23 protein-coding genes are annotated in these 22,714 nt (G+C 69.0%); 8 read left to right on the forward strand and 15 right to left on the reverse strand.

Features of this window, described 5'->3' with window-relative positions; genetic code table 11:
• Nucleotides 1–22 precede the first annotated feature (22 nt).
• The 13 genes from lpqB to cofD all read right to left on the reverse strand — a co-directional run bounded on the left by lpqB (nt 23) and on the right by cofD (nt 13,643).
• The gene (lpqB, locus tag ACIA5H_RS21420; RefSeq protein ID WP_379254922.1) at nt 23–1,846 is read right to left on the reverse strand and encodes an MtrAB system accessory lipoprotein LpqB; all 1,824 of its coding nucleotides are present in this window, start codon (nt 1,844–1,846) and stop codon (nt 23–25) included.
• Nucleotides 1,843–3,843 (reverse strand): MtrAB system histidine kinase MtrB, encoded by a 2,001-nt coding sequence (mtrB, locus tag ACIA5H_RS21425; protein ID WP_397077145.1) that lies wholly within the window; start codon nt 3,841–3,843, stop codon nt 1,843–1,845. The genes lpqB and mtrB overlap by 4 nt, the downstream gene beginning before the upstream one ends.
• Nucleotides 3,840–4,517: an MtrAB system response regulator MtrA gene (gene mtrA / locus ACIA5H_RS21430; protein WP_039800350.1), complete on the reverse strand. Its 678-nt coding sequence runs from the start codon at nt 4,515–4,517 to the stop codon at nt 3,840–3,842. Before mtrA ends, mtrB begins: the two co-directional genes overlap by 4 nt.
• A 78-nt stretch (nt 4,518–4,595) precedes the next feature.
• The gene (locus ACIA5H_RS21435; RefSeq protein WP_397077146.1) at nt 4,596–5,243 is read right to left on the reverse strand and encodes a dTMP kinase; all 648 of its coding nucleotides are present in this window, start codon (nt 5,241–5,243) and stop codon (nt 4,596–4,598) included.
• 136 nt (nt 5,244–5,379) lie between these two features.
• A complete protein-coding gene (ahcY, locus tag ACIA5H_RS21440) occupies nt 5,380–6,858 on the reverse strand; it encodes an adenosylhomocysteinase (protein WP_355077141.1) in 1,479 nt (492 codons plus the stop codon).
• Nucleotides 6,859–6,963: 105 nt separating this feature from the next.
• Nucleotides 6,964–8,100 (reverse strand): alkane 1-monooxygenase, encoded by a 1,137-nt coding sequence (locus ACIA5H_RS21445; RefSeq protein WP_355077143.1) that lies wholly within the window; start codon nt 8,098–8,100, stop codon nt 6,964–6,966.
• Nucleotides 8,101–8,291: 191 nt separating this feature from the next.
• The gene (locus ACIA5H_RS21450; protein ID WP_355077145.1) at nt 8,292–8,912 is read right to left on the reverse strand and encodes a TetR family transcriptional regulator; all 621 of its coding nucleotides are present in this window, start codon (nt 8,910–8,912) and stop codon (nt 8,292–8,294) included.
• A 40-nt stretch (nt 8,913–8,952) separates the two neighbouring features.
• Entirely contained in the window at nt 8,953–9,135 is a 183-nt protein-coding gene (locus ACIA5H_RS21455; protein ID WP_355077147.1) for a rubredoxin, read from the reverse strand.
• Nucleotides 9,132–9,305 (reverse strand): rubredoxin, encoded by a 174-nt coding sequence (locus ACIA5H_RS21460; protein ID WP_355077148.1) that lies wholly within the window; start codon nt 9,303–9,305, stop codon nt 9,132–9,134. Before ACIA5H_RS21460 ends, ACIA5H_RS21455 begins: the two co-directional genes overlap by 4 nt.
• Nucleotides 9,302–10,561 (reverse strand): alkane 1-monooxygenase, encoded by a 1,260-nt coding sequence (locus ACIA5H_RS21465; protein WP_397077147.1) that lies wholly within the window; start codon nt 10,559–10,561, stop codon nt 9,302–9,304. The genes ACIA5H_RS21460 and ACIA5H_RS21465 overlap by 4 nt, the downstream gene beginning before the upstream one ends.
• A gap of 187 nt (nt 10,562–10,748) precedes the next feature.
• Complete coding sequence (locus ACIA5H_RS21470) at nt 10,749–11,267, reverse strand: NUDIX domain-containing protein (protein WP_355077151.1); 519 nt, start codon at nt 11,265–11,267, stop codon at nt 10,749–10,751.
• Between the two features lie 34 nt (nt 11,268–11,301).
• Nucleotides 11,302–12,648, reverse strand: a complete 1,347-nt coding sequence (locus ACIA5H_RS21475; RefSeq protein WP_397077148.1) for a coenzyme F420-0:L-glutamate ligase — start codon at nt 12,646–12,648, stop codon at nt 11,302–11,304.
• A complete protein-coding gene (cofD, locus tag ACIA5H_RS21480; RefSeq protein ID WP_397077149.1) occupies nt 12,645–13,643 on the reverse strand; it encodes a 2-phospho-L-lactate transferase in 999 nt (332 codons plus the stop codon). The genes ACIA5H_RS21475 and cofD overlap by 4 nt, the downstream gene beginning before the upstream one ends.
• Nucleotides 13,644–14,135: 492 nt before the next feature.
• Between cofD and ACIA5H_RS21485 the strand changes: the two genes are divergently transcribed.
• The 7 genes from ACIA5H_RS21485 to ACIA5H_RS21515 all read left to right on the forward strand — a co-directional run bounded on the left by ACIA5H_RS21485 (nt 14,136) and on the right by ACIA5H_RS21515 (nt 20,621).
• Nucleotides 14,136–14,369, forward strand: a complete 234-nt coding sequence (locus ACIA5H_RS21485) for a WhiB family transcriptional regulator (RefSeq protein ID WP_029901515.1) — start codon at nt 14,136–14,138, stop codon at nt 14,367–14,369.
• 124 nt (nt 14,370–14,493) lie between these two features.
• A complete protein-coding gene (locus ACIA5H_RS21490; protein WP_168434228.1) occupies nt 14,494–14,973 on the forward strand; it encodes a metallopeptidase family protein in 480 nt (159 codons plus the stop codon).
• A gap of 296 nt (nt 14,974–15,269) precedes the next feature.
• Entirely contained in the window at nt 15,270–15,650 is a 381-nt protein-coding gene (locus tag ACIA5H_RS21495; RefSeq protein WP_039800382.1) for a DUF3499 domain-containing protein, read from the forward strand.
• Between the two features lie 52 nt (nt 15,651–15,702).
• Nucleotides 15,703–17,079 carry a phosphomannomutase/phosphoglucomutase gene (locus ACIA5H_RS21500; RefSeq protein ID WP_355077155.1) on the forward strand — a complete coding sequence of 459 codons (1,377 nt, stop codon included), beginning with the start codon at nt 15,703–15,705 and terminating at the stop codon, nt 17,077–17,079.
• Between the two features lie 118 nt (nt 17,080–17,197).
• Nucleotides 17,198–18,400: a tobH protein gene (locus ACIA5H_RS21505; protein ID WP_355077157.1), complete on the forward strand. Its 1,203-nt coding sequence runs from the start codon at nt 17,198–17,200 to the stop codon at nt 18,398–18,400.
• Nucleotides 18,400–19,620, forward strand: coding sequence for a mannose-6-phosphate isomerase, class I (manA, locus tag ACIA5H_RS21510; protein ID WP_379254915.1), 1,221 nt, complete (start codon nt 18,400–18,402; stop codon nt 19,618–19,620). Before ACIA5H_RS21505 ends, manA begins: the two co-directional genes overlap by 1 nt.
• A 74-nt stretch (nt 19,621–19,694) precedes the next feature.
• Entirely contained in the window at nt 19,695–20,621 is a 927-nt protein-coding gene (locus tag ACIA5H_RS21515; protein WP_356967334.1) for a cation diffusion facilitator family transporter, read from the forward strand.
• Nucleotides 20,622–20,644: 23 nt separating this feature from the next.
• On the opposite strand, the gene ACIA5H_RS21520 is transcribed toward ACIA5H_RS21515, so the two are convergent.
• Together ACIA5H_RS21520 and ACIA5H_RS21525 are read right to left on the reverse strand one after the other, a co-directional pair.
• Nucleotides 20,645–22,114: a phytoene desaturase family protein gene (locus ACIA5H_RS21520; protein WP_379254913.1), complete on the reverse strand. Its 1,470-nt coding sequence runs from the start codon at nt 22,112–22,114 to the stop codon at nt 20,645–20,647.
• A gap of 39 nt (nt 22,115–22,153) precedes the next feature.
• Nucleotides 22,154–22,333, reverse strand: coding sequence for a hypothetical protein (locus ACIA5H_RS21525; RefSeq protein WP_379254911.1), 180 nt, complete (start codon nt 22,331–22,333; stop codon nt 22,154–22,156).
• Between the two features lie 123 nt (nt 22,334–22,456).
• Between ACIA5H_RS21525 and ACIA5H_RS21530 the strand changes: the two genes are divergently transcribed.
• Nucleotides 22,457–22,672 carry a DUF4287 domain-containing protein gene (locus ACIA5H_RS21530; RefSeq protein WP_355077166.1) on the forward strand — a complete coding sequence of 72 codons (216 nt, stop codon included), beginning with the start codon at nt 22,457–22,459 and terminating at the stop codon, nt 22,670–22,672.
• The last annotated feature ends 42 nt before the right edge of the window (nt 22,673–22,714 follow it).

The following is a 22,714-nucleotide window of genomic DNA, read 5'->3' on the forward strand; positions in this document are numbered from 1 at the left end:
CGTACTCGCGACAGATCGCCGCTCAGCCGGGCAGGACGGGCGTGGCGTTCGCGCCCAGACCCGGCACCTCACGCCAGTAGGGCTGGCCTTGGTCCGGGGCGGAGGTCAGCTCCAGCACCGCGCGTGAGTCGGCGACGTACTGGTGGTCGGGGCTCGCGCTCACTGAGCGCACCGGGGCGGTGAGATTCTGCGACGTCAACGGGGTCGGCTCCGAGCCGTCCACCGACACCGTGCTCACGGGGTCCACATTCCCCTCGCGCGCGATGATGATCGTGTCCGCGTCCAGCCAGTCCACCGACACCGCGGCCGTGCTGAGTCCGACACCGACGGGCACCGCCGAGGTCAGCGCCAGCTTCCCGTCCGGTTGGGGCGCGACGACCGCGACGTACACCCGGCCGTCGGCGATCATCGCCGCCCGCGCCCCGGTCCGGGAGATCCGGAGTTCGGTGATCGGTAGCCGCGGCGCCGTGGCCGAGGATGCCGCCGTCAACCTCGAGATGTCGACGTTCTGAATCGAGACGTTTCCGGTGCCGCGGTCGTTGACCGCGCGGATCACCCGGTCACCGTCGACCACCGCCCATGCCGCGCTGCCGTCCGCCGTCCACGAGGGCCGGGTGATGGTGAAGCCATCGGCCACCGGAAAAGCGTTGCCGCCGTAAGTGCCGACCATCAAGATCCGCGACGGCGCGCCCGGCGGTCGTCCGGCTTCCGCCACCGCGGCGACGAGCTGACCGTCCGCGGACAGCGTCGCCGACTGCAGATTGTTCACTCCGCCGAAGTAGCCGGGAGCGGGAGTGATACCGCCGTTGTCGGCGATCTGCACCAGCCCGCCGCCGCGCAGCGCGTGCAGCCCGACCTGGTTGCGCGCGGCGGTCGCCGGATTGAACTGCTGCACGTCCGCCACGCTCCAGCCGTTCGCGGCGAAGCGCTCGTCCAGCGGCTTGCCGTCGGCCAACAGCATGTACGGCCCGAGGATGTCGGCGCTGGACAAGGTGAGCACCACCTGCGCGGCCAGCAGTTCGCGCTCGCGCGGATTCAGCGCCGACGCGCCCGCGAAATCGATCCGGACACCGCCGAGCCCGATGCCGACGCCGTCGGGATCACCGTTGGCCTTGGTGATCGCCCCGCGCACCGCGATCGGCGGCGCCAGCTCACTGTGCAGCACCGAAGCCAGCGCGGGCTGCGGCCCCTCCAGCAGCGAGCTGATCAATCGCTGGGTCAGCTGCGCTTTCGGCACCGCGAGCCAGCGCAGGTCCGGCACGGCCATATTGCCGCCCGGATCGATGAAGTACAGCGCGTAGCGGCGGTAGGACTTGAAGAACGCGGTGGAGTCCATGACCACGCCGTCGGGCAACTCGTCGATGCGCCACTCGCCGTTGATCTTGGTCAGCTCGATCTTGTTCTCGACGAACGGAATGTCGTCGTTGGGCCGGTACCCGCCGTCCGCGGACAGCTCGCCGACCTTGCGCGCGCGGATCAGATAGTTGGCCTTGTCCCCGGAACGCGACTCCCGCAGGGTGTCCGGTTTCTCGACGATGACCGTGCCCGCCGCGTCGTCCCACTGGGTGGAGGCCGCGGGGGTCATGTATTGCCTTGCGGCCAGATGCCGGTTGGCCGGATCGGCGGTGGCCTGAAGGAAATCGCGCAGCAGCAGATCCGGATCGCGGTTGGCCAGCGGGGCCGGCGGGCCCTCGGAGGTGGGCTCACGATTGATGGTGCCGAGCGCCTCCGGCGCGGAGGACTCGGGGAGGCTGGCACAGGCGGTGAGCGGCACCACGACCGCGAGGACCGCCGCTGTCAGTACGGTCAGCCGCCGCATCCGCGCAGATCCGACACGCATTCTCATGACTGTACGTCCCCCGGTTCGCGCGCCGCGCCGCCCCCGGTCTGCGCCGACTCCGAGGCGGGCGATCCGTTCGCCCCGGACGCGAGCGGCTCTTCGGCCGCGGCGCTGTCGGTGGTCGTCGCCGTACCGTCGGCCGCTCCGGGCGACTCGCTCACGCTCGGCTCCGCGGCCGCGTCGCCTTCGACGTCCGTGCCGTCCAGCTCATCGCTGTCGGTCTCGGCCGCCTCGCTCGCGCCCTCCGCACGCACGCCGACCGGATCGGATGTGCCCGCGTGCGCGCCCTGTGGCGCGGCGTCGGTCACCTGCGCGGCGCCCGGCTCAGCGGCGACCGGCAACGCCGTATCGGTCATGTCGCGATCGGCGGGCGGTTCCGGCTCCACCACGTGCATCGTCTTGCGCGCGGGCTCCAGCGGCAGTGGGCTCGGGCCGAGCTTCTTACCGCGCACCAGCGGCAGCGTCAGGCGGAAGCTGGCGCCGATCCCGACCTCACCCCAGGCTTCGAGTCTGCCTTCGTGCAGGTTCGCGTCCTCCACGCTGATCGACAGACCGAGGCCGGTGCCGCCGGAGCGGCGCATGCGCGACGGGTCCGAACGCCAGAACCGGTTGAAGACCAGCTTCTCCTCGCCGGGGCGCAGGCCGACGCCCTGGTCCCGCACGACGACGGCGACCGCGTTGCTCTCGACGTCGCCCCGCATCCGGATCAGCACCGGCTTGCCCTCGCTGTGGTCGATCGCGTTGGCGAGCAGATTGCGCAGCACCCGCTCCACCCGGCGCGGATCGACCTCGGCGACGAGTGGATCCTCCGGCATGTCGCTGATGATCTCCACCCCGGCGTCCTTGGCGAGGTGGCGCACGGTCGAGATCGCGGCCCGCGCGCACATCCGCACGTCCAGCGATTCGACCTGGAGTTCGGCGACGCCCGCGTCGTGCCTGCTGATCTCCAGCAGGTCGTTGAGCAGGCCCTCGAACCGGTCCAGCTCGTTGACCAGCAACTCGGCGCTTCGGGCCAGGGCGGGGTCGAGGTCGTCGCTGCTGCCGTGGATCAGGTCGGCGGCCATGCGCACGGTGGTGAGCGGTGTGCGCAACTCGTGGCTGACGTCGGAGGTGAACCGGCGCTGCAGATTGCCGAATTCCTCCAGCTGGGTGATCTGGTTGGACAGGCTCTCGGCCATCTCGTTGAACGCCTGAGCCAGCCGAGCCATGTCGTCCTCGCCGCGTACCAGCATGCGTTCCTTGAGCCTGCCGTCGGCGAACCGGCCGGCGATCCTGGCCGCGGAGCGGATCGGAAGCACCACCTGCCTGGTGACCAGCGCGGTGATCGCGGCAAGCAGGACCAGCAGCACGATGCCGCCGACCAGCATGGTGCCGCGCATCAGCGACAGGCTGCGTTCCTCGTTGGCCAGCGGGAAGATCAGGTAGATCTCCAGGGTCGGAACCTCGGCGCTCGGGCTGCCGATGATCAGCGCGCGACCGCTGTAACCATCCGCGTCCTCGACGGTGGCGAACTGGTAGCTGACCTGGTTGCGCTGCACGAACCGGCGCAGCTCGTCGGGCACCTCCTGGATCGGGCCGCGAGGGATCTGCTGCGGCGGCATCCCGCCGATGACGCTCAGCGCCGAGACGAAGCTGCCCGCGGCGCCGGTGGACTGGCCGCTACCGCCGCGATTGGACAGTGCGTTGCGAGCCTCTTCCAGCCGCTGCGGTTGAGCACCGATGTCGTGCACACCGGCCAGCTGGCTCTCGACCGTGTTACGCGCGCGGTCCATCTCCTCGACCGCCGCGTTGATCTTGGCGTCCAGCAGCCGGTCGGTGATCTGGCTGGTCAGCACCACACCGAGGATCGTGATGACGATCAGCGACAGCGTCAGCGTGGACACGATGACGCGCAACTGCAGCGAACGACGCCACAGGTGGCCTAGGGCAATGCCGACCGCTTGGAACCAGGCCACCACCGGAGCCAGCGATCGTTCCAGACGCGCGAAGACGCCATGGATCACGGCGGTCCGGCCTTGTAACCGACACCGCGGACGGTCAGCACGATCTCCGGGTTCTCGGGATCCTTCTCCACCTTCGCCCGCAACCGCTGCACATGGACGTTCACCAGGCGGGTGTCCGCGGCGTGCCGGTAGCCCCAGACCTGCTCGAGCAGGACCTCACGGGTGAACACCTGGCGCGGCTTGCGGGCCAGGGCGACGAGCAGGTCGAACTCCAGCGGCGTCAGAGAGATCTGCGCGCCACCACGGCTGACCTTGTGCGCGGGCACATCGATCACGATATCGGCGATCGACAGCAGCTCGGCGGGCTCCTCCTCGGTGCGGCGCAGACGGGCCCGCACCCGGGCGACCAGCTCCTTCGGCTTGAAGGGCTTGACGATGTAATCGTCGGCACCGGACTCCAGACCGAGCACGACGTCGACCGTGTCGGTCTTCGCCGTGAGCATCACGATCGGAACTCCGGAATCGGCCCGCAGCACACGGCACACGTCGATGCCGTTCATGCCGGGCAGCATCAGGTCCAGCAGCACCAAATCGGGGCGGATCTCGCGAACCGCCGCCAGGGCCTGTGTGCCGTCGCCGACCACGTGCGGGTCGAACCCTTCCCCGCGCAAGACGATCGTGAGCATCTCAGCGAGTGCCATATCGTCGTCGACGACCAGAATCTTCGGCTTCATAACTACTATGTTGTCATCTCCCAGGCCAGGATCGGGCCGCCACGCCAACACTGGTGTGAACCCGCGGCACAACCAACCTTATCGACCAACGATTTCGGCGATGCGCGCGGCCAGCGTCGCCGGACCGTCGTCGGATCGGTATGTCCACCAGGGTCCGCGCCAGTCGCGTTCGGCCAGCTCACGGTACACCGCGCCGGTGCGATGCTGCAGACCGCCGTCGCGTTCGTAGACGTCGAGCGCGCGTTCGGCGTCGAGTTCGCCACGCCTGCGGGCACGCTCGGCGGCGAGCTCGGTGGGCACGTCCAGCAACACTTGCAGCGCGGGCTCGGGCAGAGCGAATCTGCCGAACTCCAATTCGCCCACCCATGCCACGATTTCGCCGTCCGCCGACTGCCCCAGCCGGGCGGCCGAATAGGCGGCGTTGGAAGCGACATAGCGATCGAGTAGCACAACGTCGTTGTCGGCCAACAGTTTCGACAGCTCGTCCGCGGCGTCCGCGCGGTCGAGCGCGAACAGCAGAGCCATGCCGCTGACCGAGCCCGCGAGGTCGCCGTGCGCGCCGCGCAGCGCCTCGGCGGCCAGATCGGCGTGCACCGAGACGCGGTAGCGCGGGAAGGCCATCGTCGCGACGCGCAGTCCGCGACCACGCAGATCGGCGACCACCCGCTCGATCAGCGTCCGCTTACCCGCGCCGTCGAGCCCTTCGACCGCTATCAGCACTCCCATGACCAGGCACACTACCCCGCCGCACACCGGACGCCCGCAGCGGCTGACCAGCGTGGATGCCGGGCGCTGCGGGCGGGCGCGAGGTGACGGGCGCCGGTGTCCCCGCCGACCGTCGGCGGGGACACCGGCAGCGCGTTCAGTAGCGGTAGTGATCCGGCTTGTACGGGCCCTCGACGTCGACGCCGATGTACTCGGCCTGATCCTTGGTGAGCTTGGTCAGCTCGCCGCCGAGCGCTTCGACGTGGATGCGCGCGACCTTTTCGTCCAGGTGCTTCGGCAGCCGGTAGACCTCGTTGTCGTACTCCTCCGGCTTGGTCCACAGCTCGATCTGCGCGATCACCTGGTTGGAGAAGCTGTTCGACATCACGAACGACGGGTGGCCGGTCGCGTTGCCGAGGTTGAGCAGACGCCCCTCCGACAGCACCAGGATCGAGCGGCCGGTCTCCTTGAACGTCCACAGGTCGACCTGCGGCTTGATCGTCAATTTCGTTGCGCCGGAACGCTCCAGCGCCGCCATGTCGATCTCGTTGTCGAAGTGACCGATGTTGCCGAGGATGGCCTGGTCCTTCATCGCCTTCATGTGGTCGAGGGTGATGATGTCCTTGTTGCCGGTCGCGGTGATGACGATGTCGGCCTCGCCGATCGCCTTCTCCACGGTCACCACGTCGTAGCCGTCCATCAGCGCCTGCAGCGCGTTGATCGGGTCGATCTCGGTGACCTGCACCCGGGCGCCCTGTCCGGCAAGCGATTCCGCGCAGCCCTTGCCGACATCGCCGTAGCCGCAGATCAATATCTTCTTGCCGCCGATGAGCACGTCGGTGCCGCGGTTGATGCCGTCGATCAGCGAGTGGCGGGTGCCGTACTTGTTGTCGAACTTGCTCTTGGTGACCGAGTCGTTGACGTTGATCGCGGGGAACACCAGTTCGCCCGCCGCCGCGAACTGGTAGAGCCGCAGCACGCCGGTGGTGGTCTCCTCGGTGACGCCCCGCACCGATTCGGCGATCTTGCTCCACTTGCCGCGATCGGACTCGAAGCGCTCGCGCAGCAGGTTCAAGAAGACCTTGTACTCGGCCGAGTGGTCCTCGTCCTCCGGCGGCACCACGCCCGACTTCTCGAACTGCGCGCCGCGCAGCACGAGCATGGTGGCGTCGCCGCCGTCGTCGAGAATCATGTTGGCCGGCTCGCCCGGCCAGGTGAGCATCTGCTCGGCGGCCCACCAGTACTCCTCCAAGGTCTCGCCCTTCCAGGCGAACACCGGGGTGCCCTTCGGCTCCTCGACGGTGCCGTTGGGGCCGACGACCACGGCGGCCGCCGCGTGGTCCTGGGTGGAGAAGATGTTGCAGGAGGCCCAGCGGACCTCGGCGCCGAGGCTGGTCAGGGTCTCGATCAGCACCGCGGTCTGCACGGTCATGTGCAGCGAGCCGGAGATGCGCGCGCCCTGCAGCGGCCGCACCTCGGCGTACTCACGGCGCAGCGCCATCAGACCGGGCATCTCGTGTTCGGCCAGACGGATCTCTTTGCGGCCGAAATCGGCCAGCGACAGATCCGCCACCTTGTAGTCGATGCCGTTGCGGACATCGGCGGTCAACGACGTGCGAAGTTCTGAGGTGGTCATCAGCCTCTCCTGGTTCGGCAAGTACCGAGGCAAGGCTAGTCGCTCACGACGGGGTGCGGTTTACGCGGCCGTCCCTCCGACGGGCGGACCGGCCTCGGACTCGGCTCACGCCGTGACGCCCCGGGCCGCCAGGATGCGACGCCGCTTACGCGGCTGAATGTTCGCCAGTGTGATGTCGCCGCCGTAGTGGGCGAGCACGCGGCCGTCCATAATCCGCCGCCACAGCGGCGGGACGGCGGCCAGCACGATCATGGCGGCGTAGCCCGCGGGCAGTTGCGGGGCCTGCTCGGAGGTGCGCAGCGTCTGGTAGCGGCGGCCCGGGTTGGCGTGGTGATCGCTGTGCCGCTGCAGGTGGAACAGGAAGATGTTGGTGACCAGATGGTCGCTGTTCCAGCTGTCGCGCGGCGAGCAGCGGGCGTACATGCCGTTCGGGCGGCGCGCCCGCAGCAGGCCGTAGTGCTCGACGTAGTTCACCGTCTCCAGCAGGCCGAAGCCGATCACGGCCTGCAGCAGCAGCCAGGGCAGCACCTGGTAGCCGAACGCCGCGACCAAGGCGCCGAACAGCACTAGCGTCATCGACCAGGCCTGCAGGATGTGGTTCTGCACGCTCCACCAACCCTTGCCCTTGCGTGCGAGCCGCTCGCGCTCCAAGACGATCGCCGAGCGGAAACTTCCGGACACGCTGCGCGGCAAGAACTCCCACAGCGACTCGCCGAGGCGCGCGCTGGCCGGATCCTCCGGAGTAGCCACCCGCACGTGATGGCCGCGATTGTGCTCGACGAAGAAGTGCCCGTATCCGGACTGGGCGAGCGCGATCTTGGCCAGCCAGCGCTCCAGGCGCTCGACCCGGTGCCCGAGCTCGTGGGCGGCGTTGATGCCGATACCGCTGACGAATCCGAGAGTGGCGGCCAGACCCAGCTTGTCGACCACGCTCAGTTCGTCCCCGGCCCACATGTAACTCGCGATCACCAAGCCGATCAGCTGCACGGGGAGCATCAGGTAGGTGCACCACCGGTAGTACCGGTCGTTGGAGAGCCGCTCGTAGTCCTCGTCCCTCGGATTGTTGCCGTCCACGCCGATCGACCAGTCCAGCACCGGGATCACGATCAGCACGATGATCGGGCCGATCCACCAGAAGATCGGGATGCCGGTGTGCAGCACCAACTGCGAGGGCAGCAACGCGGACGCAGGCGGAAGCAAGCCGAGGACCCACAGATGGCGTTTGGGATCGGGCGATCCCACGGGTTTGCCAACCGTTTGCACTTTTGCCCCACTCGAAGAAGACCCGAACACCGTCGCATGAGAATACTTCTTGAGTTGTTGTCTGTTACAACCAAGTGGTGGGTTGAGACATGATCGCTATTACAAGCCGCGCAGTCGGTTTTCAATGTGCTGCATATGCGCCAGTCGCGCGCCGGTTGCCCCGCGCGGGCTCAGCTCTGCACCCGCGCGGCCAGGATCGCTTCGACGTAGGGACTCAGCAGCGCGCTCAATTCCGCGGGCGCGTCCCGCCCCGGACCGGGCGGAGTGGGAATGTAACTGAGAGCGATCCGCACCAGCGCGTGCGCGATGACGTCCGATTCGGCCGCCGTCGACGCCACCCAGCTGTACTGGAAGGCGCGCGACAGCCGCGCGGTCGCGTGCTCGAGCAACGGCCCCGCGTCCAGGGTGATCAGGCGCAGCAGATCCAGCTTCACCTCGCCCGCGACCAGCGACTGCACCAGCGGGTCGGAGGCCGCGTCGAAGAAGAAGTTCGCCATGCCGTCGCGGAACGCCGCGCGGACGTCACCGACGTTGCCGTTGATGGCGGCGTCGACGTGATCGACCAGGAAGTCGGCCAGGCGCAGGGCGTAGGCCTGGGTGAGGCCACCGCGTGAACCGAACTCGTTGTACAGGGTCTGCCTGCTCACGCCCGCCCTGGCCGCGACGTCGCCGAGCGTGATCTTGGACCAATCCCGCTCGGTGAGCAGCTCGCGCATCGCGTCCAGGACCGACGTCCGCAGCAGGTCCCGCGCGGCCTCCTGGTAGGGAATCCTGGTTCCGGTGCGCGGCATACCCGCGACACTGTCACGGGCGCCTGCCGCAGTCAAAATCTCACGACCGTTCGATTTCGACCATGAAGAAATCCGCCTTGGCGGCGCCGCAGTCCGGACAGGTCCAGTCGTCGGGAATGTCGTCCCAGCGGGTTCCCGGCGCGATGCCGTCCTCCGGCCAGCCCTCGGCTTCGTCGTATTCGAAGCCGCACTGGATGCACTGATAAAGCTTGTACTCGTTCATTTCGTGGCCCCTATCGGTTCGAAGTCGATCTTCTCCCGCACGCCGCAATCCGGGCAGCACCAGTCGTCCGGCACCGTCTCCCACCGGGTGCCCGGCGGAAAACCTTCGTGCGGCTCACCTTTCGCCTCGTCGAAGACGTAGTCACAGACGGGGCAGCGATACGCTTTCACGCCGCGTCCTTTCCGGCAGCGTTTTCCGCCTGACCCGAGCCGTAGCGCGCCAGCACTTTCTCCCGCTTGCCGGGATCTATGTTGGCCCGGGTGATGTCGCCGTCGTAGTGCGCGAGTACGCGCTTGTCCATGACGCGACGCCACAGCGGAGGGAAGTAGGCGAGCATGATCATGCTGGCATAGCCGCTCGGCAGGTTGGGCGCGCCGTCCCAGCTGCGCAGCGTCTGGTAGCGGCGGGTCGGATAGGCGTGATGATCACTGTGCCGCTGCAGGTGGTACAGGAAGATATTGGTGACTATGTGGTCGCTGTTCCAGCTGTGCACCGGGGCGGGCCGCTCATACCGGCCGCTCGCCGTGCGCTGCCGCACCAGGCCGTAGTGCTCCAGGTAGTTGACCGCCTCCAGCAGGCTGAAGCCCACCACGGCTTGCAGGATCAGGTACGGCAGCAGCTCGATGCCGAACACCGCGACCAAGGCCGCGAACAGCACCGCCGACATCAGCCAGGCGCTGAGTACTTCGTTGCGCAGACTCCACGGCTTCTTGCCGAGCCGGTCCAGCCGGGCCTTCTCCAGCTGCCAGGACGACTTCAGGCTGCCCCATACCGTGCGCGGCCAGAAGGCCCAGAACGTCTCGCCCACACGGGAACTCGCCGGGTCCTCGGGCGTCGCGACGCGCACGTGGTGGCCGCGGTTGTGCTCGATGTAGAAGTGCCCGTAGAAGGACTGGGCCAGCGCGATCCGCGACAGCCAGCGCTCCAGGTCCACCTTCTTGTGGCCGAGTTCGTGTGCGGTGTTGATGCCGATGCCGCCGATCATGCCGACCGTGATCGCCAGCCCGATCTTGTCCACCAAGTGCAGCCCGCCATCGATGCCGAGCCAGCTCACGTCGTTGGCGGTGATCAGATAGGCCGCCATCACCAGCGAGGCGTATTGGAACGGCAGGTACAGGTAGGTGAGGTAGCGGTAGTACTTGTCGTTCTCCAGGTACTCCATCACCTCGTCCGGCGGGTTGTCGCCGTCCGGGCCGAAGAAGATGTCCGCGATCGGGATCAACACGTAGATCAGGATGGGCCCGAGCCAGAACGGCACCTGCGCGAGGCGATGCCAGCCCAACTCGTTCAGCCCCCAGATCAGCGGCAGACCGATGATGAACAGGCCGGCCGGAGCGAACAAGCCCCACAGCCACATATAGCGCTTGCGATCCCGCCAGGCCGGCACCTCCACCGGCTGAGCGGACATGTCCGCGTGCGTCGACATCGTTGTCTCCATTCCCGAAGGGCACGCCACATGTGACGTGCATTACCTCACTTCTGGACGATATACGGACATTTGTCGCTTGTCTAGACAAATCACGCAATTTGTAAACTTCCCTCCGGGTCCAACGAACCGAGCCCCGGCCGGAGACAACTCCGCCCGGGGCTCGGCGTGGAATGAAGGGACCGACTCAGCGCAGCAGCACGTCGGCGTCGGCGGGTAGGGCGTTCACCGGCCACCAGCGCAGGTCGGTGGATTCGTGGCTGCGAACCGGGATCGCGCCCGCGGGGGCGGTGATGCGGAACAGCAGGTCGAGGTGTCTGGTGGGGACGCCGAGCGAGCAGGTGATCGGATGCGCTTGGGCGCCGTAGAGCCCTGGCTCCAGCCGTAGGTTCGCGATGCCGGATTCCTCGGTCGCTTCGCGCAACGCCGCGCCGGCGACCGTCTCGTCCCGCTCTTCGCAGTGGCCGCCGAGCTGGATCCAGCGTCCGACCCGCGGATGCAGAGTGAGCAGCACCTCGCGGCCGTCGTGGGAGAAGACGACCGCGGAGGCGGTGATGTGGCCCGGCGCGTGCTCACGCAGGCAACCACGCGGGGCCGAACCGAGGAAGGCCAGCATCGCTTCCCGCAGCGATCGCTCCGGATCCGTTCCGGGACACCAAGTCTCGAGCAACTCGGTGGCCGAAGCGTGCAGCGACTCCACGCTCACCGGCGACACTCTCGCACTGCGGAATCGAGGCGCTTCACAGCTCGACCAGCCCGGACCCCGCGCCCGCGGGCTGCCGCGGGGTCGGCTCTTCGAGCGGATGACCGATGGCGATGGCGCCCAGCGGACTCCAGTCCTCGGCCACGCCCAGCACGTCCCGGGTGACCTCGGGGGCGAAGATCGTCGACCCGATCCAGCAGCTGCCGATGCCCTCGGTGGCCAAGGCGACCAGCAGGCCCTGCACCGCCGCGCCCACCGCGACGGTGAACATGGTGCGTTCGTTCGCTCGCCTGCGCTCGTCCGGATAGTCGTGCGCGCCGTCCGGCACACAGAACGGAATGATCACCTCGGGTGCGTCGAACAGAATGCGCCCTCGCGCGACCCTGCGCTCGATCCGCTCCGGCGGCAGGCCGTCCGCGGTCAGATCGGTGCGCCATTTCTCCGCCATCGCCTCGAGCAGACGAGCGCGCAACTCCGGCGTGCGCAGCCACACGAACCGCACGGGGCGGGTGTGGTGCGGAGCGGGCGCGGTCAGCGCGACCGACACGGCCGAGCGGATCCGTTCGGGATCGACCGGCACGTCGGCGAACTGGCGAATCGAGCGACGCAGGAGAATCGCCTCCTTGCGACCGCGTTCGATGGCCTCCGCGGTGCCCAGCCAGAACAGGTCGTCGGTGCCGCCGCGCAGGAGATCGGCGGCGCCCGATCCGTCGTCGACGATCGGCAGCCCGCGCACCACGGCGACCGGGACACCCCCGAGTTTGCCCTTGACCAGGTCCGCGGCGGCGGCCAGCTCGTCCGCCACGGCCACCTGGGTGACGAAAAGCTCGTTGCCCTGGCCGTCGACCGCGCCCGCGTAGTCGTGCAGCACCCGCAAGCCCGCGGCGCCGATGGCCGCGTCGGTCTGCCCGTTGCGCCAGGCTCGGCCCATCGTGTCGGTGACGAGCACCGCGACCGTCACGCCCAGCCGTTCGGCGAGCGCGGCGCGCAGCGCCTTGGCGCTGGCGTCCGGGTCGGTGGGCAGCAGTACGAGCTCGCCCTTCTCCACGTTCGAGCCGTCGACACCGGAGGCCGCCTGCACGATGCCCAGCTTGTTCTCGGTGATCAGGGTGCGGCCCTTGCGGGCGAGCACCCGCACCGCCTCCTGGTCGACGAGCCTGCGCCGGGCCGCGTCGCGCTCATCGGGGTCCAGCGGCGCTTCCACGATGCGTCCCTCGACCTTGGCGACGATCTTGCTGGTGACCACCAGCACGTCACCGTGGGCCAGCCAGGGCGCGCAGCGGGCGATGTGCTCGGCGAGGTCGTCGCCGGGCCGGAATTCGGGCAGCCCGGTGACGGGCAGGATGCGCAGCTCTCCGGCCGCGTGGTCGGTCGGTGTGCTCACAGGGCGACTCCAGCGAGATCCAGCGCCTGACGCACCATTTCGGCGGTGGTCGGCGGGTCGGTCATCAACAACGGCACGCTACGCACCTCGACCCCTGGCACTTCGGCGGTGTCGGTGCTGTGGATCAGCCAGCCGTCCAGGATGCCGGTGGCGGAGCGTGCGCCGTAGTGCCGGCCGATCGCCTCGGCCGTCGTCTCCACGCCGATGACCGACAGGCACTCGTCGGCCATACCGCGCAGCGGCTTGCCGTCGATCACCCCGGACACGCCGATCACCTTCGCCGGGGTGGTGCGCAGCGCGCCCCGGATGCCGGGCACGGCGAGGATGGCGCCGATGCTCACGACGGGGTTCGACGGCGCGAGGAGGACCACGTCGGCGGATTCTATGATATTGATCACATTTGGGGCAGGTTTGGCTTCATCGGCGCCAATTGTGGCGAATCCATGGGTGTCGATGTTCGCGCGGTAGCGAACCCACCACTCTTGAAAATGGATCGCGCGCCGTTCGCCAGGCTTGTCCGGATCCGTCACCACGACATGCGTTTCACAGCGATCGTCGGTTGCCGGGATCAGTTTCACGCCCGGCTGCCACCGGCTGCACAGCGCCTCGGTGACCGTGGAGAGCCGGTATCCGGCGCGTAACATTTCGGTGCGGATCAGATGCGTGGCGATATCGCGGTCCCCCAAGCCGAACCAGTCCGGCTGGGCATGATATTTCGCGAGCTCCTCCTTGGCGTGCCAGGTCTCGCCGACCCGGCCCCAGCCGCGCTCCGTATCGATGCCGCCGCCGAGGGTATACATGCAGGTGTCGAGGTCGGGGCAGATCTTGAGCCCATGCATCCAGACGTCGTCGCCGACGTTAACGATCGCGGAGACGTCCGCCTCGGGCAGCAGCTCCCTGACGCCCTGAAGGAAACGCGCGCCACCGACACCGCCGACCAGCACGGCGATCCGGGGTCCGTTCGCGAGCGTGGCGTCCGCTTGTTGTCCAGTCACATCCGCACAGCCTATGCGCTGACGCGAAGGCTCCCGTTCGCGGCAAATTTGCTATACATTTGCTATCGCAGATCACAAGAGGGACTCGGAATGCGGCTGCGGATAGTAACGGAATAGCGACGGCGGCTTGACCATCGCAGCGTCCGGCGTGTCTAATCACAGACATGTCATTCCGGGTTCGCGCGAGAGATCAACGCGCGAACGGCATTTCGAACAAGTGTTCGCATCGGTGTGACAAGCTCGGGGACGTCCGCGGGACAACGTCGCGGGGTATGGCCGTCGGTATGCGTGTTGGTCCGACGGAAAGAATCATTCTGCGCTAACACACAGTGAGGAGGCGGAGCGATGGCCAACGAGATGGTCTCGCCGACCGATTCCACAGCAGGCGCAGCACGTGGCGTCTGCGCAGATAACGGCGGCTGGAAGGACCAAGAGGGGGGTGACGGAGTCACGGCGCCCCGGCTCAGCCTGGTCGTGACCGGCTTCGACGAGATGTTCGAATCCATCGAAGAGCAGTGGCAGGAGCGCGCCCTGTGCGCGCAGACCGATCCGGAGGCGTTCTTCCCCGAGAAGGGCGGCTCGACCCGCGAGGCCAAGCGGATCTGCATGGGTTGCGAGGTACGCGACGAGTGCCTGGAGTACGCGCTCGCGCACGATGAGCGCTTCGGCATCTGGGGCGGCCTCTCCGAGCGGGAGCGCCGCCGCCTCAAGCGCGGCATCGGCTGACAGACATCCGCGATGCCCGGAGCCGCCCGTCCACCGTGGCGCTCCGGGCACGCGCGACACGACCGGACAGTTCCCGACCGCCTCGATGCGGACGACCGGAGCCGACTGGCCTAGATTTTCTCTCATGGCACGTTCCCGTAAGCGTCGACCGCCGACCGCGCGGTCGGTGATCCGCCGCGGCCGCGGAGTGCGCGGGCCGATGCTGCCACCCACCGTGCCCGCTTGGCGGACCCGAGGCCAGAAGTTCGACCGGCTGGTGCTGGAGGCGTTCGCCCCCTTGGACTCCCGCTGGCACGACCGGCTCACCAAGCTCGACATCGCGGTCGACGACGTTCCGAAAATCCGTCCGCTGCATCCCGATTCGGTCACCTGGCCGGACGAGGTCGTGGCCGACGGCCCGGTTCCCCTCTCCCGGCTCATCCCGGCGGGCGTCGACCGGCACGGGGCGGCGACCAGGGCGCGGGTGGTGCTGTTCCGCAAGCCGCTCGAGCTGCGCGCCAGCGATCCCGACGACCTGGTGGATCTATTGCGCGAAGTCCTGGTCCAGCAGGTCGCGACCTACCTCGGCGTCGATCCGGACGTGATCGACCCGGAAGCGGAGTGAATCGCACCCATCCGGGTGGCGGCGGCTCCCGAATGCCGTTGCGGGGCAGGCGCGGGCGTGTAGGCCGGTCACCGGCTGGGTACTCCGTGAACCCACGCCACGACGCACACCGATGTCGCGCACCGACGACACCGTCGCCCGCGCGTACGGCGAAGTCGTCCAGATCACCGCGGGGCCCGTCACGGCCCTGTGGGACGTCGTGCTGCCCTCCTTCCGCGACGCACGGACCGAGATTCTTCAAGCGTGTCTGTCCCCATCGACGCGCCAGGGGGGTTACTCTCATCGGCGTGATTCCCATGCGTCGTTGCTGCCGACCAGGCTGCAAGAATCCGGCCGTCGCGACGCTCACCTATGTGTACTCGGACTCGACGGCGGTGGTCGGACCACTCGCGACGGTCGCCGAACCGCACTCCTGGGATCTCTGCGAAACGCACGGCTCACGCATCACCGCTCCGAAGGGTTGGGAACTGGTTCGCCACGAAGGCGGATTCTCCTCCAGCACACCGGACGACGACGACCTGACCGCGCTGGCGGAGGCGGTGCGGGAGGCGGGGTTGCGCCGCCGCCCACCGGAGCGCGAACAGCGTGGCTATCGCGACTACGCTCCCCCGCCGCCGCGCACCACGCGAACGGGTCGCCGCGGCCATCTGCGGGTGCTGCCCGACCCGCCGTCCTGATCGGACGAGGACGGTGTCGGACCGGTCCGGCGCAACCACTAGGGTATTGGGCATGACAGTCGCCCGCTCTGCCGAATTCGTGAACGCGGTGATCAAGGCCTACGACGTTCGCGGTGTGGTCGGTGATCAGATCGACGCGGAATTCGTCAGGGACGTCGGCGCCTCCTTCGCACGGCTGATGCGCGCCGAGGGCGCGAACCGGATCGTCATCGGTCACGACATGCGGGATTCCTCCCCCGAGCTGTCCGCCGCCTTCGCCGACGGCGTGCTCGGCCAGGGCCTCGACGTGGTGCACATCGGTCTCGCCTCGACCGACCAGCTGTACTTCGCCTCCGGCCGCCTGGACTGCCCGGGCGCCATGTTCACCGCCAGCCACAACCCGGCCCGCTACAACGGCATCAAGCTGTGCCGCGCCAAGGCCCTTCCGGTCGGGCAGGACACCGGCCTGGCCGCCATCAAGAACGAGCTCGTCGACGGCGTGCCCGCGTACCCGGGCGAGCGCGGCAGCGCGACCGAATCGAACCTGCTCACCGAGTACGCCGACTTCCTGCGCGGCCTGGTCGATCTGGACGATATCCGCCCGCTCACCATCGCGGTGGACGCGGGCAACGGCATGGGCGGGTACACGGTGCCCGCGGTGCTGGGCACGCTGCCCCAGGTGACGATCGTGCCGCTGTACTTCGAGCTGGACGGCACCTTCCCGAACCACGAGGCCAACCCGCTGGACCCGGCGAACCTGGTGGACCTGCAGAAGCTGGTCCGCGAGTCCGGCGCGGACATCGGCCTCGCCTTCGACGGCGACGCCGACCGTTGCTTCGTGGTGGACGAGAACGGCGACCCGGTGGCGCCGTCGGCGATCACCGCCCTGGTCGCCGAGCGCGAACTGGCCAAGGAGCCCGGCGCGGTGATCATCCACAACCTGATCACCTCCCGCGCGGTACCGGAGCTGGTGCACGAACTGGGCGGAACGCCGGTACGCACCCGGGTCGGCCATTCCTTCATCAAGCAGGAGATGGCCGCCACCGGAGCGGTGTTCGGCGGCGAACACTCCGCGCACTACTACTTCCGCGACTTCTGGGGCGCCGACTCCGGAATGCTCGCGGCGTTGCACGTGCTGGCCGCGCTGGGCGAGAAGGACCGGCCGGTGTCGGAACTGATGGCGTCCTACGCCACCTACGCGGCCTCCGGCGAGATCAACTCCACCGTCGCCGACGCCGAGGAGCGGACGCTGGCCGTGGTGGACGCCTTCGCCGACCGGGCGCACTCGGTGGACCGGCTGGACGGGGTGACCGTGCAATTGGCCGACAACGCCTGGTTCAACCTGCGCGCGTCGAACACCGAGCCGTTGCTCCGGCTGAACGTCGAGGCCCGATCGGCGGAGGAAGTAGACGCACTCGTGACCGAGATCCTGAGCATCGTGCGGTCCTGACTGGAATAGTGGAATCACAGGCCTTGGATTCGCCCGACTCGGTCTCGGTGTGGCAGCTGGACCGGGTGGGCGCGGGGGCGGAAAAGACACAGCGCGATGAGGGGAGGTGGAACGCCCGATGATCGCTGGAACACCGGTGCTCGACCTCGACGATGCCGCTTCACTCGAAGCCGCCGACGCAGGCGGCGCCCTTCGCTCGGCCGCCTCTGGCGGCGCCCAGGTGCGTGCCACCGCGGCGGCCGTCGGTGAGGACGCGCTGGCCCGGCTGGCCGATCTGCGACCGCGCAGCGTGGTGCTGGTCTCCGGTTCCGGACGCGCCGCACGTGCCGCCGGACTGCTCGTCGCCGCGCTCGGCGACCGCGCGGGCCTACCCGTCGTGCCCGCCGCCGCCCTGCCGCCGTGGGTGGGGCCGCTGGACGTCGTCCTGGTCTCCGGCGACGACGCGGGTGATCCGCGCCTGATCGACGCCGTCGACCGGGCGCTGCGTCGCGGCGCCGAGGTGGTCGTCGCCGCGCCGCACGAGGGTCCGCTGCGCGCCGCCGCTGCCGGACGCGCCGCCGTCCTGGAACCCAGGGTCCAAGTTCTCGGGTACAACCGCCTGTTGCGCTTCCTGGCCGCCGGAATCGCGGTCCTGCGCGCGGTCGACCCCCAGCGCACCGGCGCCGCGGTCCCGGAACTCGCCGACCTGGCCGACGTGCTGGACGCGGAGGCGCTACGCGACGGCCCGCACAACGAGGTCTTCCACAACCCCGCCAAGACGCTGGCCGCCCGGATGCAGCAGCGGGGCATCGTGCTCGCGGGCGACTCGCCCGCCGCCGCCGAACTGGCCGAGCACGGCGCCGAGGTGCTGTTGCAGTCCGCGGGCAAGGTCGCCACCGCGGTGGATCTGGCCGAGGCCGTGGCCGCGCGGACCCGGATGGCCGAAGCGGCAGGCGAATCCGCGCCCGACTTCGACCCGATGTTCCACGACGAGGAGTTGGACGGGCCCGCGCCGGTCGAGCGCGTCCGGGTGTTCGTGCTCAGCGCCGATCGCGATCGGGCGGCGGCACGCCGTCGCATCGCGGTGTTCGGTGGCGAGGGCGGGAACCTGGTGGACGCCGATCTGGTGAACGCCGACGTCGACCTGCTGCACACCGAGATGACCGACCCCGCCGCGCCCGCGCAGACCCATGCCGAGGAGTCCGCGCAGGCGAACGGCACCGAACTCGAACAGCTCGCGGTGCTCGCGCTGCGACTGGAGATGGCCGCCGCCTACCTGCGGTTGCTCGGCTCGCGGACGGCTCCGGCCGACAGCCAGGGGCAGTACGGGGGAAGCTACTAGTGCACGAACTCGTTGGTGCGCTGCGCTCGTATGCCTGGGGCTCGCGCACCGCGCTCGCTCAGCTGTGCGGCAGGCCGGTGCCGTCGGCGCATCCAGAGGCCGAACTGTGGTTCGGCGCCCACCCGGCCGATCCGGCGCACGTGAAATCCGGTGACCGCACCACCTCGCTGCTGGAACTGATCGCCGCCGACCCGAGCCGGGAACTGGGCTCGGCCGCAGCACGATTCGACGAGAAGCTGCCGTTCCTGCTCAAGATCCTGGCCGCAGAGGAGCCGCTGTCGCTGCAGGCGCACCCGAGCACGGAGCAGGCGCGGGCCGGGTTCGCGCGAGAGAACCAGGCGAAGGTGCCGCTGGACTCCCCACTGCGCAACTACCGCGACGAGAACCACAAGCCCGAGCTGGTCGTCGCGCTGGACCGGTTCGAGGCGCTGGCCGGTTTCCGCGATCCGCACCGCACCGTCGCACTGCTGCGCGCACTGGCGGTGGACGGCTTGCGCCCGTACTGCGAACTGCTTGCCGCGCAACCGGACAAGGCGGGCCTGCGCACGCTGTTCACCACCTGGATCACGCTGCCGCACCACGTGCTGACCACGCTGCTGCCCGAGGTGCTCGACGGCTGCGTGCGGTATCTGTCGGGCAAGGGCGCCCGTGAGTTCACGGCCGAGGCGCGCACGACCCTCGAATTGGCCGAGGCCTATCCGGGCGACGCGGGTGTGCTGGCGGTGCTGCTGCTGAACCGGGTGACCCTGGAGCCGGGCCAAGGATTGTTCCTCGCGGCCGGCAATCTGCACGCCTACCTGCGCGGGGTGGGCGTGGAGATCATGGCCAACTCCGACAACGTGCTGCGCGGCGGGCTCACCCCCAAGCACGTCGACGTGCCGGAGCTGTTGCGGGTGCTGGATTTCGAGCCGATCGACTTGCCTGCCGTGTTGCCCGAGCCCGCCGGTGACGGGTCGGTGCGCTATCGCACGCCCGCACCGGAGTTCGCGCTGCGCCGCTTCGACCTGGTCGCGGGTTCCGCCCGGGTGCCGCTGACCGCGGCGGGACCGGGCATCGTGCTGTGCACCGCGGGGACGGTGCGGCTGTTCCGCAACGACTCGTCGCTGGAGCTCACCCGCGGCGGCGCGGCGTGGATCTCCGCCGTGGACACCGATATTCGCGCCCAAGCGGTGGACGGCGACGTCCAGCTGTTCTGCGCGTCCGTCGGCGCGACCGGCTGACCGATCCGGAACGCCGGATTCCAGGTGTCCTAGTCTGTTCGCGGGTATCTCGAAAACAGAGAGGACATGCTTCCATGTCGGCTGGCGGTGGCAAGAAGGCGATCATCGCGGCGTTGTCCGCGAACGCGGGGATCGCCGCGGCGAAGTTCGTCGGTGCGGCGATCACGGGCTCGGGATCGATGCTCGCCGAGGCCGTACACTCCGTGGCCGACACGGGCAACCAGGCACTGCTGCTGCTCGGCCAGCAGCGCGCCGCGAAGGAAGCCGACGAGCTGCACCCCTTCGGCTACGCGCGCAACCGCTACTTCTATTCGTTCATCGTTGCGCTCGTGCTGTTCACCCTCGGGTCCGGCTACGCCATCTACGAGGGCATCCACAAGATCCAGCATCCGGAGGAGCTGAGTTCGCCGATCGTGGCGGTGATCATCCTGGTGATCGCGATCGCGTTGGAGTCATACAGCTTCACCACCGCGGTGCGCGAGTCCGCGCCGCTCAAGGGTGACGCGAGCTGGTGGCGGTTCATCCGCAATTCGCGCAGCCCCGAGCTGCCGGTGGTGCTGCTGGAGGACACCGGCGCGCTGATCGGCTTGGTCTTCGCGTTCGCGGGCGTCGGCCTGACCATGCTCACCGACGACCCGGTCTGGGACGGCGTCGGCACGCTGGCCATCGGCGGGCTGCTCGGCGTCATCGCGATCGTGCTGATCGTGGAGATGCAGAGCCTGCTGATCGGCGAGGGCGCCACTCCGCAGGAGAACCGGCTGATCCGCGCGAACCTGGTCGACCGGACCCGCATCGACCGGGTGATCCACCTCAAGACGCAGTACCTCGGCCCGGAGGAACTGCTCGTGGCCGCGAAGGTCGGCGTCGTTCCCGGACTCGACATCGCGGCGATCGCCGGTGCCATCGATGAGGCCGAGTCCCGCGTCCGCGCGGCGGTACCCGCGGCGCGCGTCATCTACCTCGAACCCGATCTCTACCGCACCGAGCCCGCCACGAGTTAGCGACTCGGCGATCGGGGCAGTCCTCAGCGATGCTGGAAAGCCGGGGTGCGTAAGAGGTCGAGCGGATCGGTGCGGATGTCGAAGCGGTCGCGCAGGGCGTGGCGCGCGGCGTGCAGCCCGCACATACCGTGTACCCCGGGGCCCGGGGGCGTCGCGGACGAGCAGAGATAGACACCGGGAATCGGTGTGGCGTATGGGTTCCAGCGCGGAGCGGGGCGGAAGGCGAACTGGCGCAGGGTCATCGCGCCCGCCGAGATGTCGCCGCCGATGTAGTTGGCGTTGTGCGCGGGCATTTCGGTGGCGGTGATCACGTTCTTGGCGACGATCAGATCGCGGAAACCCGGCGCGAACCGCTCGACCTGGCCGATCACTTCCTCGCTGACATCGCGGGTGGAGCCGTTGGGCACGTGTGCGTAGGTGTAGAACGTGTGGCCGCCCTCGGGCGCGCGAGTGGGATCGACCACGCCCGGCTGGATGGACAGCACGTAGGGCCGGTCGGCGTGTCGTCCCATCGCCACGGCGTGCTCGGCGGCCATGGCCTCGGCGCGGGTGCCGATCACGTGCACCGTTCCGGCCAGCGCGCAGCCCTCGGCTCGCCACGGCACCGGCCCGGAAAGGGCGAAGTCGATCTTGCAGGCCGCGCCGCCGTACCGGAAACGCCCCAGGCGCTTCGCGTACCGCGCGGGCAACCGATGCCCGGCGATACGCAGCAGTTCGGCCGGGGCGAGGTCGAGCAGAACGGCGCGGGCGCCGGCGAACTCGTCGATCGAGTCGACCCGGTGGCCGGTGTGCACCCGTCCGCCGAGACGTTCGAGTTCGGCGATGAGGGCGTCGGGAATCGCCTGACTGCCGCCGCGCGGAATCACCCAGCCTTCGACGTGGGCCAGCGTGCCGAGCAACAGCGCCGCGCCCGCGGCGGTGACGGCGCGCGGGGGAATGATCGCGTGGGTGGCGATGCCGGTCAGCAGGGCGGGCGCGACCTGGTCGCGAAACCTCATGTCCCACAGCGGCGAGCCCTGCTCCAGGGTGCGCAGGCCGAAACGGATCGAGGTCGCGAGCCCGGACGGGATGCGGCGCAGATCCGACATCGCGATGTCGACCACGTCCGGCCAGTGCCGCACCAGCGGAGCGAACAGTTTGCGCCACGCCGGGCCGTCGGCACCGAGGTCGTCGACCGTCCGATCCAGATCTCGCCAGGCCAGTCCGGCCACACCGCCGTCGAGCGGATGCGCGTAGGAGACCTCCGGTGCGAGCAACTCGACACCGTGCGCGGTCAGGTCGAACGCGCGGAACAGCGGCGCGGCCGCCGCCATCGGATGCGCGCCCGCGCACAGATCATGCCGGTAGCCGGGCAGAGTGAGTTCCGCCGTACGGGACCCACCTCCGGCCGTCGCCTCGGCCTCGTACACCTCCACGGCGAGCCCCGCCCGAGCCAGGATCACCGCGGCGGCGAGGCCGTTCGGTCCGGAGCCGACCACCACCACATCAGCCATACCCCCACGCTACCGGCGACGGGCATGCCGACACGGACGTCAGGCCCGCGCCGCGCCCACGGCGGCGAGCCGTTCCGCCACCAGCAAGGCCAGGCGTCGATCGCGCAGTTCCGGCCGCAGCCGTCCACCCCCGCCCAGCGTGGCCAGGCCGTGCAGTGAGCTCCAGGCGACCTCCGTGCGGGCGCCGAGGTCGGGCGCATCGACGAAGGGCCGGAACATGGCTTCCAGCTCGCCGAAGGCCGCCCGCAGCGGCGAGTCCGCGGCGGCATGACGGGCCGGTGCGATGATTTTCCGGCGGCCGCCCCGTCTGCACCATCGAACGCACGAGCAAGGAGATCGACCATGGCGACCAAGCCGCACGGCCCCGCGTCCTACTTCCCCTCCATCGAGGCCAAGTACGGCCGCACCATCGAAGAGTGGAAGGCCGCCATGCGCGAGACCGGTTTGGCCGCACACAAGGAACTCGTCGAGTGGCTGAAGACCGAGCACGGTTTCGGGCACGGCCACGCCAACGCCCTCACCCAGCACCATCTGCACCCGGAGAAGTGGGAGGCCTGATCCCGGACGCCACGAAGGGCCCGCAGATCCTGCGGACCCTTC

Origin of the sequence: Nocardia sp. NPDC051900, from assembly GCF_044452545.1 — a bacterium.
GTDB lineage: Bacteria > Actinomycetota > Actinomycetes > Mycobacteriales > Mycobacteriaceae > Nocardia > Nocardia sichangensis.

Bases quoted from the DNA above. Each gene is read 5' to 3' on its own strand.
- ACIA5H_RS21450 (WP_355077145.1), bottom strand. From the start codon at position 8,912: ATGCCGCGCACCGGAACCAGGATTCCCTACCAGGAGGCCGCGCGGGAC.
- mtrA (WP_039800350.1), bottom strand. From the start codon at position 4,517: ATGAAGCCGAAGATTCTGGTCGTCGACGACGATATGGCACTCGCTGAG.
- ACIA5H_RS21500 (WP_355077155.1), top strand. From the start codon at position 15,703: ATGACAGTCGCCCGCTCTGCCGAATTCGTGAACGCGGTGATCAAGGCC.
- ACIA5H_RS21520 (WP_379254913.1), bottom strand. From the start codon at position 22,114: ATGGCTGATGTGGTGGTGGTCGGCTCCGGACCGAACGGCCTCGCCGCC.
- ACIA5H_RS21435 (WP_397077146.1), bottom strand. From the start codon at position 5,243: ATGGGAGTGCTGATAGCGGTCGAAGGGCTCGACGGCGCGGGTAAGCGG.
- ahcY (WP_355077141.1), bottom strand. From the start codon at position 6,858: ATGACCACCTCAGAACTTCGCACGTCGTTGACCGCCGATGTCCGCAAC.
- lpqB (WP_379254922.1), bottom strand. From the start codon at position 1,846: ATGAGAATGCGTGTCGGATCTGCGCGGATGCGGCGGCTGACCGTACTG.
- ACIA5H_RS21505 (WP_355077157.1), top strand. From the start codon at position 17,198: ATGATCGCTGGAACACCGGTGCTCGACCTCGACGATGCCGCTTCACTC.
- ACIA5H_RS21465 (WP_397077147.1), bottom strand. From the start codon at position 10,561: ATGTCGACGCACGCGGACATGTCCGCTCAGCCGGTGGAGGTGCCGGCC.
- ACIA5H_RS21515 (WP_356967334.1), top strand. From the start codon at position 19,695: ATGTCGGCTGGCGGTGGCAAGAAGGCGATCATCGCGGCGTTGTCCGCG.
- ACIA5H_RS21485 (WP_029901515.1), top strand. From the start codon at position 14,136: ATGTTCGAATCCATCGAAGAGCAGTGGCAGGAGCGCGCCCTGTGCGCG.
- ACIA5H_RS21525 (WP_379254911.1), bottom strand. From the start codon at position 22,333: ATGTTCCGGCCCTTCGTCGATGCGCCCGACCTCGGCGCCCGCACGGAG.
- ACIA5H_RS21455 (WP_355077147.1), bottom strand. From the start codon at position 9,135: ATGAACGAGTACAAGCTTTATCAGTGCATCCAGTGCGGCTTCGAATAC.
- ACIA5H_RS21490 (WP_168434228.1), top strand. From the start codon at position 14,494: ATGGCACGTTCCCGTAAGCGTCGACCGCCGACCGCGCGGTCGGTGATC.
- ACIA5H_RS21530 (WP_355077166.1), top strand. From the start codon at position 22,457: ATGGCGACCAAGCCGCACGGCCCCGCGTCCTACTTCCCCTCCATCGAG.
- ACIA5H_RS21495 (WP_039800382.1), top strand. From the start codon at position 15,270: ATGCGTCGTTGCTGCCGACCAGGCTGCAAGAATCCGGCCGTCGCGACG.